This window comes from Chryseobacterium sp. AG844, assembly GCF_003182335.1.
GTDB classification, from domain to species: domain Bacteria; phylum Bacteroidota; class Bacteroidia; order Flavobacteriales; family Weeksellaceae; genus Chryseobacterium; species Chryseobacterium cupriresistens.
The window spans coordinates 115,140-132,015 of the sequence record NZ_QGTV01000004.1; the positions used below are offsets into that span (position 1 = coordinate 115,140).

Below are 16,876 nucleotides of genomic sequence, written 5' to 3' on the forward strand. Positions count from 1 at the left end.
GTTATATTTCTATGAATTTTTGTAAAAAACCATAACGGTCTTTAAACAGATCGGTTTTCTCATCAGAATAATATTTTTCAACGATTCTGTAGTCATACCGGTCAAAAGTAGCGTCTATCGAGGCCAGGTTTTCATTGCTGATCTTTATGGTGACCTGAACTACCTCTTCAGACATAAAGCTTATAAACCCTCCGTAGAACTTCGAATTGTTGCTTTCTACAATGTTGGTAATTTCCGTCATAGAATATTTTCTGGCCGGAGTTTCTACGGTAAGAATAGCTCCTGTTTCTGAAAATAAAGGATAACGGGAAAGGTCCTGAAAAACATCTTCACAGGTAATATACCCAAGATATTTCTCATTTTTATTAATCACCGGAATCACATTGCTGCTGAAGGTATAAAACAGACGGATACTGTCCATAATATTATTGTCCTCCAGAATGGCAAAACGTTCAATCTGGTGCTCCAGATCCTTCAGTGTTCCGCCATCTTCCTCATACAGGAAATCCATGGCAAGAGCTCCGTAGAAGTGATGGGATTTTTTGATGAAAACATGGGAATATCCAAAGTCTTCCAACATATTTCTGGCCGACTCTATAGAGTCAGAAAGGCTAAAACACGGAAAGTCTTTTGAGATATAGTCCTTGATAAACATTGTGCTAATTTATAAAAAATTAAATGAAACTTTTTCTGAAAACACGACTTTTTTTAAGATGAAACAAAAAAAGTGCCGTCAAAATTTGTTTGTAAAAAAAAATAAAGTACCTTTGTCGCCTTTCATTTTTACTTTTTATTAGATTTATTTCAAACTGCACTGTCTACTAAGGACATATGCAGTTTTTTTATTTTAATGCTTTTGCAAATTCCCACATCACAATTCCGGCGCACACACTTACATTAAGAGAATGCTTTGTTCCAAGCTGAGGAATTTCTAAAAATACATCAATATTCGGAAGTACTTCATCACTGATTCCTTCCACTTCGTTTCCTAAGATCAAAGCATATTTTTTCGATCTGTCGATCGTGAAATCAGTAATAAGCCGGCTTCCTGTAGTCTGCTCAATCCCGATAATTTCGTATCCTTTGCTTTTCAGATCAGCAATCGCGTTATTGGTATCTGCGTCATGAGACCAGTCTACACTTTCCGTGGCTCCCAATGCCGCTTTATGAATCTCCCGATGGGGCGGCTGCGGTGTAATTCCGCAAAGGATTATTTTTTCAATTAAAAACGCATCTGCCGTTCTGAAAGCTGCACCTACGTTGTGCATACTTCTGATATTATCTAAAATGATGACCAACGGAATTTTTTCAACCTTCTTAAATGTTTCTACATCTATTCTGTTAAGTTCTTCCAGTTTTAGTTTCTGTACCAATTGTATTATTTTGTTGAGATTAATTTTCCGTCTTTATAGACCTCTGTTTTTTCTATGCTTCCGTCTTCACGGTAATGAACTCTGTTGCCGTTTCTTTTATCGTTGGCAAGTTCAGTTTCACGCTGTAATTTTCCAGATGGATAAAAAACTTTCCACTTTCCGGTAGCCAGCCCGTTGTCATAATGGCCAATATCTTTTATTGATTTTCCATCTTCATGAAAGGTCTTGCTTTCACCCTGTAATTTATTGAATTTATAATTGGAAATTTCAGTTATTTTACCTGCAGGAGAATAAAAAGTGGCGGTAAGACTGTTATCATAAATATTCTTCTCCCCATTTCTGAAAACTTCCTTGGAAGTAAGAACTCCATTTTTATCAAAATACGACCATTCTTTTACTTTGTATCCTTTTTTATATTCTCCTTTCGACTGCACTTTTCCGTTATCATAATAAAAAACAGCATCGCCATCCAGTTTCCCTTTTTTCCATTCCACGGTATTTTTTACCTGGCCATTGTCATAAAATTCTTTACAGGCCCCTTCCTGTAATCCGTCTTTATATCCACAAGGTTTCTGTGCCGTGATCAGGACAGAAGTGGAAAAAAACAATAGAAACATGTACTTCATAGCTATTTTTAATTCAAAAATAGTAAAATACTTATATTTGACTCAAAAATATACTATGAAAAAATTATTCACATTATTCATATTAATATGGGGATTTATTTACCTGAGTGCACAAAATACTTATTATCCTCAAGCTTTTTTTGATAAAAAGCTCGCAAGAGACATGCTTGGATTTGGAAACTCTACCATTGAAGGAGTGGCTTCTACCAAACAAAAAAACAACTGGGGAATCAAACCGTTACTTGGAGAAAAGCATTATGCTCCCAAAGGTACGGTTGTCATGCTTTTTCCTGTTACTCCTTATTTTGAGGAATTTTATAACATGAGAAAGAAATATGAAAATAAAAAAACCACCGTATATATGTCAGAAGAGGCTTTTAAATACAGAGTGGAAGCTTTAACCGATGACCATGGGAGATTTAAATTTGAAAAACTCAAACCCGGTAAATATTATCTTGAAACCATTGTCAACTTTACGGCAACGGCAAGTTACCAGCAGCAGACAGGAACCTCAGATGCTTATAACGGCTATGGAGCCTATCTGTATTCCACTCCTATATACAGCACATTTTTCTACGGATATTCTGCTGCCAACAGGGAAAGCAAATTTGTAGAGATAAAACAGGATGGCGAACTTAAAGAAATCAAGCTTTAAAAGCTTGATTTTTTATTTTCTGATCATAATCTGCTGTACATTTTTCTCAATGTTCTGAGCTAAGGTTTCCATAGGAATATCATTTTCATCATTATTGAACGGGTCTTCAATTTCTTCTGCAATAAGCTCCAGACTCATCAAAACATAATACACAAAAACAGTAAGCGGAATCATAAAAAGCCCGATCGTAATAACGTACGCAATTGGCAGCGCAAAAACATACAGAATAATAAACTTCTTGATGAAAGAAGAATAGGAGTAAGGAATCGGAGTATTTTTGATTCTTTCACAACCTCCACATACATCCAGAAATCCTGAAAGCTGGGTATCTAAGTACAGCATTTCAACTTCAGAAACTTTTCCTTCTTTTTTTAATTGATTCAGTTTATGGCTTAACAGAATAACAATTTCACTTGGTCCATGGTTTTTCAACGAGCTTTCAATTTCAGAATAATCTTCATCCAAAGCCAGCCTTGTAGATTCCTTGGAAAGGTGTTTGGCTAAAAAGTGCGGGAAATATTTTAAATATCTGGCAATCTGCTCAGCATCCTGGCGGTTATCACCAAGAATAGTATTGATTTTTATCGCAAAGTTTCTCGTGTCATTCACCAGTTTTCCCCAAAGTTTTCGACCTTCCCACCATCTGTCATAGGCCGTATTCGTTCTGAAAACCAGCAAAAGTGAAAGCACAAAACCCAGCAAAGAATGGATCATACCTACATTGCTCACTCCAGATTTTGTGGTAAGGTGCAAATATTCAACTTCCAGATACTGAATTCCCCATGAATACAGCCCTACAAGAACCATACTCGGAAAAAGAATTTTTAAAGTATCACTTTTGTGTAAGCTGAAAAGGATTTTAATGAAATGTTTGGTATTGTAGACTCTCATAAATTCACTTATTACTACAAATATAAATTTTTCATATGAGCTCTGCCAATAAAATAAGGAAGTGTGAAGCAGGAAGAGGGAAGTTATTGAAGCCGAAGGTCTAAGTCATTTCATAAAATCTTTTTATGAAATGATGTATAGGCTTTTACAAACAAATATTAACTTCCAGCATCCATCCTCCAGCTTCCCCCGATTTTAATCTAAATTTTCTCAGGTTTCAAAAAAACACTATTTTTATTTCGCATTAAATACAAAGTACATGATCCTCGAAAACGTAGATATTGTAGATGATATCAGTAAAGAAGATTTTCAGAAAAATTATTTTAAAAAGCAGAAACCTCTTTTAATTAAGAATTTTGCCAGCCGGTGGGAAGCTTTTGACAAATGGAATCTTGCCTATATCAAAGAAAAAGCAGGAGATCAGGAAGTTCCTTTATATGATAACAAACCGGCTGATGCCGCCAAAAGTTCCGATGCTCCGGTGACTTGGATGAAAATGAAGGACTATATTGATACCATCAAAAGCAAACCTTCAGATCTGCGAATTTTTTTCTATATCATCACAGACAGGCTTCCCGAGTTACTGAAAAATTTCACCTATCCTGATCTTGGAATAAAGTTCTTTAAAAGACTGCCGACTTTATTTTTCGGTGGAAGTGAGGCTCATGTTTTAATGCATTATGATGTGGATTTAGGTGATTTTATGCATATTCATTTTGAAGGAAAGAAAAGGATTTTATTATTTGATCAGAAGCAGTCGCCCTTTTTATATAAAGTTCCTTTATCCGTTCATACCATTTACGAGGTTGATTATGAAAATCCGGATTACGAAAAGTTTCCGGCATTGAAATATGCCAAAGGATACGAAATTTTCATGGAGCATGGTGATGCCCTCTTTATTCCAGGAGCATTCTGGCACTTCAACAGATATCTTGAACCTGGGTTTTCCCTTTCTTTAAGAGCGCTTCCAAATAAGCCAAACGTTTTTGCCAATATGCTCTATCATGTTTTCATTATGAGGTATACAGATAAGCTGATGCGAAAACTTTTCAAAGCTAAATGGGTGAATTACAAGCAGAAATGGGCTTACAGAAAAAGCTCCGAAGCTTTGGAGAAATATATGAAAGCAGGAAAATAAAATGGGCTGGAAGAGGGAGGCTGGAAGTTGGAAGACTCTTGACAGCCTTGTTACAACTTAAATGCCTTTTAAAAGATGATCAGTCATTACATGACGAATAGAAACTTCCATCTCCCAGCTTCGTGCTTCCAGCTTATTTATTAATAAGGCCGAAGATGGTTGCATCTACAAATTTCCCTTTTTCAAAGAAATAATCTTTCAACGTCCCTTCTTTGCTGAAATTTAAAGAAGTCAACAGTCTTTCAGAAGAAATATTGGAAGGATCTATGAAAGCATCTACACGGTGGAGCCTCATAATTTCAAATCCATAGGTCAGAATCGGAAGAATCGCTTCTTTCATATAGGATTGCAGCCAGAATTTGGGATTGAGTTCATAACCAATTTCAGCCCGGAAATGTTCTTTGTACCAGTTGTGATACCCGCAGGTTCCAATAACTTTTCCATTCGATTTCAGTTCCAGAGCCCATCTGAAACCTTTTCCTTTTTCGAATTCACTGTTAAAATGCTGGATAATGCGCCGGGAATCATCTTCGGTTTTGAAGGTTTCCAGGTCATAATATTCCATAACTTCATCCAGAGAAAAGTATTCAAACAGGTCCTGGGTATCATTAAAAGTAAGCTGGCGCAAAATAAGCCTTTCAGTCTCTAAGACAGGAAATTCCATAGATAATGTGATTTGACAGGCGAAAAGTACGATTAATTACTGATAAAGAAAAGTCGGGAAGATTAACCCTTAAACAATTCTATTACCCTGAATTTATTTTTTTAAATTTGGGGCTCATTTTTTACTATGGCAAAAACGAAGAAGGAAACTCCATTAATGACTCAGTATAATACCATCAAGGGTAAATATCCGGATGCGCTTTTACTTTTCAGAGTGGGAGACTTTTATGAAACTTTTGGGCAGGATGCCGTGAAAACATCCCAGATTCTGGGTATTGTTCTTACCAAAAGAAATAACGGCGAAGGAAGTGTGGAGCTTGCAGGATTTCCGCATCACTCAATAGATTCTTATCTTCCCAAGCTGGTAAGAGCCGGGATGAGGGTTGCAATCTGTGATCAGCTGGAAGATCCTAAAATGGTGAAAGGGATTGTAAAACGTGGTGTTACTGAATTGGTTACGCCTGGCGTTACTTTCAATGATCAGGTTTTGAATTCCAAAAAGAACAACTTCCTTCTTTCATTACACAAGGAAAAAGAGAAGTACGGAATTGCTTTAGTGGATATCTCCACAGGAGAGTTTCTGGTAAGCGAAGGAAACCTGGAAAAGCTTTTGCACATTATCAATACTTTTGATCCGAGTGAGATTATTTTCCAGAGAAGCACCCAGATTCCGGAGCAGATCAAAAATAAAAATGCCTTTAAGCTTGAAGACTGGGCTTTCCAATATAATTTTGCCTACGAAAAATTAACAAATCACTTTAAAACCAATTCTTTAAAAGGTTTTGGAGTGGAAGGTCTTCCGCTGGCGATTACAGCAGCAGGAGCTATTTTTGCATATCTCGTAGAAGATACCCATCATAATCTGCTGGCTCATATTACGAAACTACAGATCATTCCTCAGGAAGATTATCTGATGATGGATAATTTTACCCTGAGAAACCTTGAAATTGTTTATCCAAGCAATCCTCAAGGGAAATCTCTGCTGGATATCATTGATAAAACATCTACTCCGATGGGAGGAAGATTATTGAGAAGGAGAATTATCCTTCCTTTAAAATCTGTGGATGAGATTATGAGGAGACTTTCCCTGATTGACTTCTTAAACGAAAATGATCCTCTGAAATATGAAATCTGCCAGCTTCTGAAATCAATTTCAGATCTTGACAGGTTAATGGGAAAACTGGCCGCAGAGAAAATTTCACCTAAAGAACTTGGGTATTTACGCCAAAGTTTAATTAATATCCATAAAATCAAAGCGTTATTGCATCCTCATGCAGATGTGCTGGCGTGGTTAGAGCCTTTATTTGATCTGGAAGAATTGATTAAATTCCTGCAGAATCATCTTAATGAAGAACTTCCGGTAAGTATTGCCAAAGGAAATATCATTAAAGAAGGCGTTTCTGAAGAGCTGGACCGACTGAGAAATCTTCAGAGCAAAGGACGGGGTTTCTTAGATGAAATGTGCCAGAGAGAGATTGAAAGAACAGGAATTACCAGCCTTAAAATTGATTTTAATAATGTGTTCGGATACTATATTGAAGTTCGGAACACTCACAAAGATAAAGTTCCTGATGATTGGGTAAGAAAACAGACTCTTGTAAATGCAGAAAGATACATTACCGAAGAGCTGAAGGAATATGAAAACCAGATTCTTGGTGCCGAAGAAAAAATAGGCGTTCTGGAAACATCACTGTACAGAAATGTATGTTCAGAAACAATGGTTTATATTGATCAGATCCAGGGGAATTCCAATATCATTGCCCAGCTTGATGTGGCTGCGGGGTTGTCTGAACTTGCTGTATCTGAGAGTTATACAAAGCCTGTTTTGAATGACGGTTATGCTATCGATTTAAAAGAAGCAAGACACCCGATCATTGAAAATGCACTTCCGTTAGGAGAAAAATACATCCCGAATGATATCTTCCTGGATAAAGACTCCCAGCAGATTATTATGGTAACAGGGCCTAACATGGCCGGTAAATCGGCAATTCTGCGTCAGACAGCTATTGTATGCCTTCTGGCACAGATCGGAAGTTTTGTCCCTGCAAAACATGCGGAGATCGGGATGCTGGATAAAATTTTTACAAGGGTAGGAGCTACCGATAATATTTCTGCCGGAGAATCTACTTTCATGGTGGAGATGAACGAGGCAGCCAATATTCTGAACAATATTTCAGAACGAAGCCTGATCTTATTAGATGAAATCGGCCGTGGAACTTCTACTTATGACGGAGTTTCTATTGCATGGGCGATTGCAGAATATCTTCATCAGCATCCAACGCAGGCAAAAACATTATTTGCTACGCACTATCATGAATTGAATGAGATGACCGTCAATTTCGAAAGGGTGAAAAATTTCCACGTTTCTATTCAGGAAAACAAAGGAAATATTATTTTCCTGAGAAAGCTTGTTCCGGGCGGAAGCGAACACAGTTTCGGTATCCACGTCGCAAAACTGGCCGGGATGCCTGCCAAAGTGGTAAACAGGGCCAATGAAATTCTTAAAACACTTGAAGCGAGCAGAACTCAGGAAAGTGGAAGTACTTCTGAAAGTATCAAAAGAGTGACAGAAGAAAATATGCAGCTTTCATTCTTCCAGCTCGATGATCCTGTTCTGGAGAATATTCGTGAAGAACTGACGAAAATAGATATCAATACGTTAACACCGATTGAAGCTTTAATGAAGCTGAATGCGATAAAAAAAATGATTGGAGGGTAATCCAATCATTTTTTTTAATGCTAAAAGTCTGATTAGCAGCAGTAGCCGTCATTGCCCCTCGGGCCGATAATAAGGAAGTGGCTGACTCCTCTTAGTTTGCATAAACCTTCAGCGCAGGCAGCTGCCCCTCCGTTGATTTTCTTGAGCTCAGCTTTGTTGAGTTTCCTCGTTTTCAGGTTTGAATTTTTCATATTCCTTGTTTAAATATTATAAACCTGGTTAACAACAAAATCCATCCTGCATACCGGGAACTCCGTATCGCTCTTCTCCGGTATTCGGATCTGTGCAGCTTATCACTCTTGGGCAGATTGGTCTGTTGGTCCCTCCGCTGATCTCTTTCAGCTCATTTTTACTCAATTTTCTTTTCTGATTTTTTGAATTTTTCATAATAATTTTAATTTGGTAAAAGCTAATTTACAAGTTATTTTAATAGCTGCAAAATATTGTGATTCAAATTGTTAACTTTTTGCAAAAGATTCCTCCTTCACAAAAAAAGATTGAGGCCGCACCTCAATCTTTAGTATCTAACAAAGCTTTTGCTATTAACAGCAGTATCCGTTTCTTCCTACGGGCCCGATTACATATTCACCGTCCCCTCTGTCGCAAAGTCCTTCCGGGCATACAATAGGTCCGTTACCTCCGTTAATTTCTTTCAGTTCGCTTTTTGTTAATTTTCTTTTCTGAGCGTTTGATTTTTTCATGATGATTTGATTAGGGTTGTTGTTTTATTTAATTTGTATGCATTAACAGCAGAAACCGTCTTTTCCTACAAGACCCGGTACCGGTTCGACAGAGTCAGGCAGCATGCAGAATCCGCGCAGACACCTTGGAGAAAATGCTCCTCCGTTAATTCTTTTTAATTCACTTTTTGTAAGCTTTTTGGGCTGAATGTTTTGTTTTTTCATGGTAATTTAGTTTTTGATTCAACCCAAATATACAAAACCATTCATATAATTCCATCAATTGTGATAAAATTAACATATGTGTTAATGAAAACAAAAAGAGCGCCTTAAGCGCTCCCTTGTATTATAAATGATTGTATTCGTAAGTGATCATTTCACTATTTGTTACCCCAGTTCCTGTCTTATTATAGTACGTTTTGACATTCTTTGTAGGATATCCGCTGCTATTATACTCATAAACGCATTTAAAGATTCCCCATTCCCCGCTTCCTGCTCCGTTGTTATAATTAAGAACATGATTATAACTTAGTATATTGTGTACGGACCCGTTTTCATCTTCCGTATCAATAATTTTTAAAAACCCTGTTATATTTTTAAAAGGTACATTTTTGGTATCATACACAATAGGTTGTAAAGCACCTGTTGCACTGTGAAAACCGCCTGTATTACTGGGTACTGATGCCGTTTCTGTCCAGCTGCTAAGAGAACCGTCGGCATTTAATGTTGCCGTTTTGCTGCCTGTTCTTACGGCTGAAGATCCGGTAAAGTTTGCTGTATAGGTGATTTTTACACTATTACCGGAAAGATAGTTATAATTGGTTTCTACTGTAGAAACAGTTCCGGACGTAAGGTAAGTCTCACTGTATGTTTTTTTGCTCAATCTGCTGCTTCCATCATAAACATATGTTGTTTTATAGCTGGTGCTTGAGCCCGTTGTTACCTGCTGGGTAATCAGATCTCCTGAATAGCTGAAAGAGGTCACTTCACCATTGGTAATGTTTTTAATCTGGGAAATTTTTGAGCCATTGTAAGTGTAGGTTGAGGTCTCTCCGTCAGCAACCATTTTCGTTACTAAAACCGGGCTGTTATCATTATTGTTTTGATTGTTGTTGGATGAATCTGTATCATCATTGCTGCTTGAGCAGGATGCCAAAAAGAATACTGGCAGCAGTAAATAAGCTTTTTTCATGGTTTTTAATTTAAGCCGTAAAAATATCAAAAAAATGAATCAATGGACAAATAAATTATTCTTTTATAAGAAATTGATCCAATGGTGAATTTTATTTTCGTATATTGATGATTTGTAGTTGTTTGTATTTTAAAAATGAAAAATATAGTAAAAATATTAGCCCTGTTTGTATGCTGCTCGATTTTCAAAGCCCAGCAGACGGAAGTTTCTGTTGTAAAATATGAAGATCTGGAGAAGCGTATTGAGCAGGAACATGATAAATTGCTTGTTGTGAACTTCTGGTCTACAACCTGCGGTCCATGTGTAAAAGAGCTGCCTCACTTTATGGAAGTAAATACTAAATATGCAGGTAATCAGATGTATAAGATGATTCTGGTTTCATTAGACAGGCTGGCTGATAAAGAAAGAGTAATAAAATTCATTAAAAATAAAAACCTTACTGCAGAAGTACTTCTGTTGGATGATATCAAAAGAATGAATACCTGGATTCCAAGGTTTGAAAAAGACTGGGACGGGAATATTCCGGTAACGCTGTTCTATAAAAACGGATCAAAAATCTATTTCAATGACGGTGAAATGAGCAAAGAAGATCTCGAAAAAACAATTAAAGAAAACCTGTAATAAATAATCGATTATGAAAAACCTGAAAATTGTAATGACCGCATTTGTCGTTGGGCTGGGATTACTGAACTTTACAACGAAAGATGATCATAAGACTACAGATAAGAGCGTGAATGTTTCATCTGTAAAAGGCTACGAAATAGGGGATGAAGCCACTGATTTTAAGCTTAAAAATATTGACGGGAAAATGGTTTCGTTAAGTGATTTCAAAAGCGCAAAGGGATTCATTGTAGTATTTACCTGCAATCATTGCCCGTACGCAAAGAAATATGAAGACAGGATTGTTGAGTTGGACAAAAAGTATAAAGCTCTGGGATATCCGGTCATTGCCATCAATCCGAATGATCCCAACGTACAGCCGGAAGACGGTTATCAGCAGATGATTGAAAGAGCAAAGCAGAAAGGATTTACTTTTCCCTATCTGGTAGATGAAGGGCAAAAAATTTACCCGCAGTACGGAGCAACAAAAACCCCCCATGTTTTTGTACTGAAGAAAGAAAACGGAAAGAATATCGTAAAATACATTGGTGCTATCGACAATAATTATGATAACCCGAATGATGTATCAGAATACTATGCACAGGATGCCGTCAATGCTTTGATCAAAGGAGAACCGATAAAAACAGTGAAAACTGTAGCCATCGGATGTACAATCAAAGTAAAGAAATAATATATTTGTCTGTATAAAAAATCGGTGTTCCTTAAACACCGATTTTTTATGGCTAATCCCAATTTGAAATGAAAATCCAATTCAGTCTGAAATATTTTCTTTTGACCCTCTTTCTCTTTCTTGTGGAAGTGCTGATTGCCACCAAGCTCAGTGATATTTTCTTTGTGAGAGCTTATCTTGGAGATGTTATTGTGGTCATGCTTCTTTATACTTTTGTAAAGAGTTTTATAAAAGTAAATGATCAGAAACTGATTTTTGGAATTCTGATTTTTTCATTGATGGTAGAATTTGCACAATATTTCAATATTGCAGAAAAATTAGGCTTCCATCCTGGAAGCCTGATGTATATTGTCATTGGAAACTCTTTTTCCTGGATTGATAACCTTTGCTATGCCATAGGCTGCCTCATTCTCTATATTTTCGTAAAAATGACAAACAATGATGGCTTAACCTCAACCCCTAATCCCTGATTCCTAAAACCTATTCTCTATCTCCCAAAACTATCATATTTATCCTCTGCATATTTGGTAAATCGGTTCAGTAAAGCCACATTTTCTTTTTCCAGAGGAGAAAGATCATTGTCCACATTATTAAAAACAGGGATATACCAATCTGTCTGCTCAAAGAAATTTCTGTAGGTTTCTTTTTTGAAAGAGTAACCATGTCTTGCAAATACAGAGTTTTTGATGATCTCGAGATCCAGTTTTCTTAAATTTTTAAGATCTTTTTCTGTGAGTTTCTGCTTGGATGCATTCAGCCTGAAAATTGCTTCAGAGGCTATACGGTTTTTAGAGGTTTTATAGCTTTCTGTTTTTCCGGTTTCCTCATCGGTATATTTTTCGGTAAACTCTTTCGGGTTTGACCAGTCTACGAGGTCAGAATCCTTATCCAGCATGAAATTTGGGTTGTAAACAAATTCTTTTTTGGTCAGTTTAAGTGTTTTTGAAGGTGCTTTAACACTTGTTTTATCAAAAGCATTCCACTTTCCGGTTAAGCTGTCACCTTTTAATTTTACCTCAAACCTTCCGTCTGTTTTGTCATTGCCGGGTTCATCCAGTACAAAAGATGCCGTGGATTCATTGAAAACACCTCTGAACGGGCGCTGATTCCCATTTACAATACTTTGTCCGTAAACACTGTCTTTGGTGATTCTGTTGATCTTTAAAGAAATTCTTTTGTAGTTGCTGACATCATATTCTGAGCCGTCTGTTGGGTCAACAACCTTTTCCATGCCGGCAAATTCACCGGTATAAATTCCGTAATATTCTTTGTGAACCTCGGGGATTATCACAGAGTCTTTCTTTGCAGTCAGAGAATCTTTTCCTGATTCAGTAGTCTTTCCCTCTTTTTTGCAGCTTAACAGAGAAACTGTAAGCAGGGAAATCAATGTGTAATTTAGAGTTTTCATATAAGTTTTTTTGTGATTAAATATTCAATAATAAGGATGTTGGGAATCCAGCCCAGCCATGCAATGATCTGATAAACATCCATAGGATTGGGATGAAATAAATATACAATAATTACCTTCCACATTCTCAGGGTAACAGCAGATAACGTAAAAGCAAAACTCCGCCACATCCACTGTTTGTGCTCTTTAAACCTTTTCTTTCTGGCTAATTGATACGCTTTCAATGTTAAAAACCACCATAAAAATCCTAAAATAACAAAAGAAATTTTTGAAAGAAGTCCTCCGTTGGCAAAAATTCCCATGTAAATTCCTGAAGGTGCTGCAAAGATCAGAATGAGAAAAATATAAACTTTTCCCATATTCCTGTGGAAATTTTTGAATCCAAAATTCTTTCTGAGCATGGCAAGAAAACCAGAAAGAAGCACAAAAATGCTCGTGTAAACATGAGTATAGAAAAAAGAAAGATATTCCGGTCTTTCCGATACTTCTGTCTGTTTAATCATCAGAAAGCTGACTTCAGGATTATAAGGAATATATTCTAATGTAATCTTAAGCATCAGCCAAAAGAAATACCCGAACCCTAAAACTAAAAGGGTTTTAAAAAAGATAGATGTATTTCTTTTAGCAGAAAGCATTCTGATTATTCAAAATTAATAACGAAAGGAAGATTAAACCAAATCATTACAGTATTCCCCTTATATTCTCCGGGTTTCCATTGGGTTTTCATTGATTTCATCACTCTTTCTACTTCATGATTAAGGGATTCATTGTCTCCGGTTACGATAATCGTTTCAATATAACCTTTAGCATTGACAGAAAACCTTGCTTGTGAACTTGTTCTTCCTTTGGCTCCTTTTATTCGGTTCGTATTTATTTTTTGAGATACCTCACGCATAAATGCTGAAAGTCCTCCGGGATATTCTGCCTGCTTACTTTGTTCAGGAATAAACTTATCTCTGGAATGATCTTCTGTGGGTGGTGTTTTGGTTTTCTGCGTTTGTGAGAAGGCGAACCCAAATCCAAGACACAAAATGAATGCTAGTGTTTTTTTCATGATTAATATTATCGTATTCAGGTTATTTATTTTCAAAGAAATCAATGACTAATTCATTGAATAATTCCGGTTTTTCTTCGGGAACATAATGATTGGCATTGGGGATAATAGCTAATTGTCCTTTTGGGATAGATTCTGCGATTTTTACCGTATGTTCTGTTTTTATAAGATCATTATCACCAGCAATGATTAATGATGGGCACTGAATTTTACTCAGGTCTTCATACTTCCATTGGGGATACTTCAAATCCAGATTCAGAAGATCAATAAAGATATCATTTTTGTGGTCTTTATTGTCTTTAGTAAGGCTTACAAGCATTTCTTTCATGGATTTTAAATCATGATCTTTCACTCCTTCCGGAAAAATATTGGCTCCTGAACAGGCAATTTTGTCTACCATTTCGGGGTATTTCATGGCCATAGACAGTGCGAGAATTCCTCCGTCACTCCAGCCCAGAATCTTTGTTTTTTTGATGTTCAGCTTCTCTAAAAACTGTTTAATATCCTCTGTCTGAATATCAAAAGTAAGCTCTTTCGTTTTGTCATAAGTAGATCTTCCTCTTTCACGGCAATCGACAATGATCACTTTATATTTTTTAGCAAAGGTGTCTTTTTGATTCATAAAAGCACTGATAGATTGGCCATTACCATGAAGCATAAGTACAGGTTCTCCCTCTCCATAGGTTTCATAATATAATTTGATACCGTTAACATCCATAAATTTTCCTTCCGACATTGTTCCGATAATGCCACGACCTTTGATCAACAAAGACTTGCTGCCACTGAATGGTTGATAATCCGAAGCTTCAATGGTAAAATGTTTTACGTGCTTTATGTTCTGAGAATAGATTCCTTCAAACCAGCCGCCGGATGTGAGATCTTTCTCAAAGCCTGAGTTTTCCAAAGGGATTTCAATCCACTTTTTTGACTTTCCATCATTGACTTCCAACTTAAAATCGTCAAAATAAAAATCGCCGTTGTTTTGTGCAAAAGCTCCGATAGTCATGGTCTTCGCAGATGGATTGATGGTTCCTTTTATTTCGTAGGTTTTCCATTCACGGGTTACCTGGATTCCATAATATTGATTTTCAAAGAAACTTGTAGAGTTATCTTTATTATTTATTCTGCACCATAATCCACAATTGGAGCCATTATCCTCATTATCTTTTCTGATTTTTGCCGTTATACGGAAGTTCCAATTCTGTTTATGCTCTATATTGACAACTTGTGTGAATGATGTCCAGTCAGAGACGATTGTTTTTTCCTGGCTGTATCCTAAAAAGAACCAGAGTAAAAGAAAGAAACCGAAATTTTTTTTCATGTATTTAGTTTTTATTAAAAGTAATAATTTTTTATAAGCTGTTGAGATCCTGTGCAATCAGCCATCCTTCACTCCAGCATGCCTGGAAATTGAATCCTCCGGTCACGGCATCTATATTCAAAACCTCTCCGGCGATATAGAAATTGGGAAGTAATTTTGAAGACATGTTTTTGAAGTTAATTTCCTTTAAATCAACGCCTCCGGCCGTTACGAACTCATCCTTAAATGTTGATTTTCCGGTTACCTGAAACTTTTTTTGGCAAAGATTTTCCAGTATTTTATGGATTTCTTTTCCGGAAATATTAGCTACCTGTTTGTTGAGATCAACCTTTGAGATCTCTAAAATTTTCTGCCAGAACCGGTTGGTAATATCAAAGATCTTTGATTGTCCGATGGTTTTTTTTGGGTTGCTTTGCTTGAAATTCTGGAACATTTCTTCCGCTTCATCTATTTCAATAGAAACGAAATTCACTTCAATTTCAAAGTTATATTTCAACTTTGCCAGGCTTATCGCTTCCCATGCAGAAATTTTCAGAACAGCAGGCCCGGAAAGCCCCCAATGAGTAATAAGCAAAGGTCCGCTTTCTTCAGTTTTCAGCTTAGGAATAGAAATTCCTGCATTTTCAAAGCTTGTTCCCGGAAGGTCTTTCAGCAATTCATCTTTAATATTGAAGGTAAAAAGTGAAGGGACAAGGTCTACAATCTTATGGCCCAGATTTTCTAAAATTTTCAACGATTTTGGCGAACTTCCGGTTGTATAAACAATATAATCGGCTTCAAAATCACCTGAATTGGTTTTCACTATATATTTTTCGTCCTGTTTTTCAATCTCTTTTACCGTACATCTTGTCTGCACAGTGACATTTTTCTTTTGAGTTTCATTCAGGAAAGTATTGATGATAGTCTGGGAAGAATTGCTTTCCGGAAAAGTTCTGCTATCATTTTCAATTTTTAACGGAACATTACGCTGGTCAAACCATTCCATGGTATCACCAGGCTGAAATTTAGTAAAGACACTTAGCAATTCTTTATTTCCACGGGGATAAAACTGAACCAGTTCTCTGGGATCAAAGCATGCGTGCGTCACATTACAGCGTCCGCCTCCGGAAATTTTAACTTTCTGAAGGACATCTGAGTTCTGTTCTAAAATCGTAATTGTATATTTCTTTTCGTCAAGATTAGATGCGCAGAAAAAGCCTGCAGCACCGCCTCCGATAATAATGATCTGTTTCATGTATGGGTAATCCTATGCGGAAGATTATTTTTTCAAAAGTACAATTTTTATAAACCATCTTATTTGAGTATTTTTGAAGATTATAATTTTAATTATATCAAAAACGATTTTCATATGATTTTCTACCATAAATTTGAAGTAAGATGGAGCGATCTTGATGCCAACAAGCACCTTGCCAATTCATCATATGTACAATATTGTGCACAGGCCAGAATGGCTTTTATGACTAAAGAAAAAATGGGGGTTACCCAGCTGAGCAGATGGGGAATCGGCCCGGTGATCCTGCATGAAAGATATTCTTTCTTCAAAGAGATCTATGCTGATCAGACGGTAATCGTAAGTGTGGAAATAGACGGATGTGCAGAAGATTCTTCCATCTACCGTTTCGTACACAAATTCTATACACCTGACGGAATGCACTGTGCCACGGCAGAAGCTACAGGCGTATGGATTGATATGATGCTTAGAAAAATGACCACACCACCGGATGATGTAGTGGAAGCAATGAATAAGTATAAGACCGCGGACACTGTTGTATTATCGAAAGAAGACTTCAAAAAGTTTCCTTTCCACCCGCACAATATTGACCCGGCAGAACTTACCCAATAATTCAAAGTTTAAAATTCAAGGT

Annotated in this window: 21 protein-coding genes; 7 read left to right on the forward strand and 14 right to left on the reverse strand. The window is 36.7% G+C overall.

The window, feature by feature from the left end; genetic code table 11:
- Position 1: 1 nt before the first annotated feature.
- From DEU40_RS06105 to DEU40_RS06115, 3 genes are all read right to left on the reverse strand, one after another.
- Entirely contained in the window at positions 2 to 655 is a 654-nt protein-coding gene (locus DEU40_RS06105; RefSeq protein ID WP_110009017.1) for a CBS domain-containing protein, read from the reverse strand.
- A gap of 187 nt (positions 656 to 842) precedes the next feature.
- Positions 843 to 1,373 carry an RNA methyltransferase gene (locus tag DEU40_RS06110; protein WP_110009018.1) on the reverse strand — a complete coding sequence of 177 codons (531 nt, stop codon included), beginning with the start codon at positions 1,371 to 1,373 and terminating at the stop codon, positions 843 to 845.
- Positions 1,374 to 1,378: 5 nt separating this feature from the next.
- Positions 1,379 to 1,999 carry a toxin-antitoxin system YwqK family antitoxin gene (locus tag DEU40_RS06115; protein ID WP_110009019.1) on the reverse strand — a complete coding sequence of 207 codons (621 nt, stop codon included), beginning with the start codon at positions 1,997 to 1,999 and terminating at the stop codon, positions 1,379 to 1,381.
- Positions 2,000 to 2,054: 55 nt separating this feature from the next.
- Between DEU40_RS06115 and DEU40_RS06120 the strand changes: the two genes are divergently transcribed.
- Complete coding sequence (locus tag DEU40_RS06120; RefSeq protein ID WP_227941281.1) at positions 2,055 to 2,654, forward strand: hypothetical protein; 600 nt, start codon at positions 2,055 to 2,057, stop codon at positions 2,652 to 2,654.
- Positions 2,655 to 2,666: 12 nt separating this feature from the next.
- Here the strand turns inward: DEU40_RS06120 and DEU40_RS06125 are convergent, their stop codons facing one another.
- Entirely contained in the window at positions 2,667 to 3,545 is an 879-nt protein-coding gene (locus DEU40_RS06125; protein ID WP_110009020.1) for a bestrophin family protein, read from the reverse strand.
- Between the two features lie 259 nt (positions 3,546 to 3,804).
- Here DEU40_RS06125 and DEU40_RS06130 point away from each other — a divergent pair, with 259 nt between their 5' ends.
- Positions 3,805 to 4,683, forward strand: coding sequence for a cupin-like domain-containing protein (locus DEU40_RS06130; RefSeq protein WP_110009021.1), 879 nt, complete (start codon positions 3,805 to 3,807; stop codon positions 4,681 to 4,683).
- 133 nt (positions 4,684 to 4,816) lie between these two features.
- Here DEU40_RS06130 and DEU40_RS06135 read toward each other — a convergent pair whose 3' ends face one another.
- A complete protein-coding gene (locus DEU40_RS06135; RefSeq protein ID WP_110009022.1) occupies positions 4,817 to 5,347 on the reverse strand; it encodes a GNAT family N-acetyltransferase in 531 nt (176 codons plus the stop codon).
- Positions 5,348 to 5,473: 126 nt separating this feature from the next.
- On the opposite strand from DEU40_RS06135, the gene mutS reads away from it, so the two are divergent.
- Positions 5,474 to 8,065 (forward strand): DNA mismatch repair protein MutS, encoded by a 2,592-nt coding sequence (gene mutS / locus DEU40_RS06140; RefSeq protein ID WP_110009023.1) that lies wholly within the window; start codon positions 5,474 to 5,476, stop codon positions 8,063 to 8,065.
- 219 nt (positions 8,066 to 8,284) lie between these two features.
- Here the strand turns inward: mutS and DEU40_RS06145 are convergent, their stop codons facing one another.
- The 4 genes from DEU40_RS06145 to DEU40_RS06150 all read right to left on the reverse strand — a co-directional run bounded on the left by DEU40_RS06145 (position 8,285) and on the right by DEU40_RS06150 (position 9,937).
- Positions 8,285 to 8,452 carry a bacteriocin gene (locus DEU40_RS06145; RefSeq protein WP_110009024.1) on the reverse strand — a complete coding sequence of 56 codons (168 nt, stop codon included), beginning with the start codon at positions 8,450 to 8,452 and terminating at the stop codon, positions 8,285 to 8,287.
- A gap of 155 nt (positions 8,453 to 8,607) precedes the next feature.
- A complete protein-coding gene (locus tag DEU40_RS22330) occupies positions 8,608 to 8,766 on the reverse strand; it encodes a hypothetical protein (protein ID WP_171006250.1) in 159 nt (52 codons plus the stop codon).
- 42 nt (positions 8,767 to 8,808) lie between these two features.
- Positions 8,809 to 8,970, reverse strand: coding sequence for a hypothetical protein (locus DEU40_RS22335; protein WP_171006249.1), 162 nt, complete (start codon positions 8,968 to 8,970; stop codon positions 8,809 to 8,811).
- 121 nt (positions 8,971 to 9,091) lie between these two features.
- Positions 9,092 to 9,937 (reverse strand): hypothetical protein, encoded by an 846-nt coding sequence (locus DEU40_RS06150; RefSeq protein ID WP_110009025.1) that lies wholly within the window; start codon positions 9,935 to 9,937, stop codon positions 9,092 to 9,094.
- 135 nt (positions 9,938 to 10,072) lie between these two features.
- On the opposite strand from DEU40_RS06150, the gene DEU40_RS06155 reads away from it, so the two are divergent.
- The 3 genes from DEU40_RS06155 (at position 10,073) to DEU40_RS06165 (ending at position 11,698) form a co-directional block, all read left to right on the forward strand.
- A complete protein-coding gene (locus DEU40_RS06155) occupies positions 10,073 to 10,558 on the forward strand; it encodes a TlpA family protein disulfide reductase (RefSeq protein WP_110009026.1) in 486 nt (161 codons plus the stop codon).
- Between the two features lie 13 nt (positions 10,559 to 10,571).
- Positions 10,572 to 11,228 carry a thioredoxin family protein gene (locus DEU40_RS06160; RefSeq protein WP_110009027.1) on the forward strand — a complete coding sequence of 219 codons (657 nt, stop codon included), beginning with the start codon at positions 10,572 to 10,574 and terminating at the stop codon, positions 11,226 to 11,228.
- A 68-nt stretch (positions 11,229 to 11,296) separates the two neighbouring features.
- Positions 11,297 to 11,698, forward strand: coding sequence for a DUF2809 domain-containing protein (locus DEU40_RS06165; protein WP_110009028.1), 402 nt, complete (start codon positions 11,297 to 11,299; stop codon positions 11,696 to 11,698).
- A gap of 17 nt (positions 11,699 to 11,715) precedes the next feature.
- On the opposite strand, the gene DEU40_RS06170 is transcribed toward DEU40_RS06165, so the two are convergent.
- Genes DEU40_RS06170 through DEU40_RS06190 form a run of 5 tightly spaced genes read right to left on the reverse strand, consistent with a single transcriptional unit; the run spans position 11,716 to position 16,245 of the window.
- Positions 11,716 to 12,636 carry a YARHG domain-containing protein gene (locus DEU40_RS06170; protein WP_110009029.1) on the reverse strand — a complete coding sequence of 307 codons (921 nt, stop codon included), beginning with the start codon at positions 12,634 to 12,636 and terminating at the stop codon, positions 11,716 to 11,718.
- Positions 12,633 to 13,271 carry a DUF2306 domain-containing protein gene (locus tag DEU40_RS06175; protein WP_110009030.1) on the reverse strand — a complete coding sequence of 213 codons (639 nt, stop codon included), beginning with the start codon at positions 13,269 to 13,271 and terminating at the stop codon, positions 12,633 to 12,635. Before DEU40_RS06175 ends, DEU40_RS06170 begins: the two co-directional genes overlap by 4 nt.
- 5 nt (positions 13,272 to 13,276) lie before the next feature.
- Positions 13,277 to 13,690, reverse strand: coding sequence for a hypothetical protein (locus DEU40_RS06180; RefSeq protein WP_110009031.1), 414 nt, complete (start codon positions 13,688 to 13,690; stop codon positions 13,277 to 13,279).
- 22 nt (positions 13,691 to 13,712) lie between these two features.
- Positions 13,713 to 15,011, reverse strand: coding sequence for an alpha/beta fold hydrolase (locus tag DEU40_RS06185; protein WP_110009032.1), 1,299 nt, complete (start codon positions 15,009 to 15,011; stop codon positions 13,713 to 13,715).
- A 31-nt stretch (positions 15,012 to 15,042) separates the two neighbouring features.
- Positions 15,043 to 16,245, reverse strand: a complete 1,203-nt coding sequence (locus DEU40_RS06190; RefSeq protein WP_110009033.1) for an NAD(P)/FAD-dependent oxidoreductase — start codon at positions 16,243 to 16,245, stop codon at positions 15,043 to 15,045.
- 114 nt (positions 16,246 to 16,359) lie between these two features.
- Between DEU40_RS06190 and DEU40_RS06195 the strand changes: the two genes are divergently transcribed.
- On the forward strand, positions 16,360 to 16,854 hold the full coding sequence (locus DEU40_RS06195) for an acyl-CoA thioesterase (protein ID WP_110009147.1): 495 nt from the start codon (positions 16,360 to 16,362) through the stop codon (positions 16,852 to 16,854).
- Positions 16,855 to 16,876: the final 22 nt, after the last annotated feature.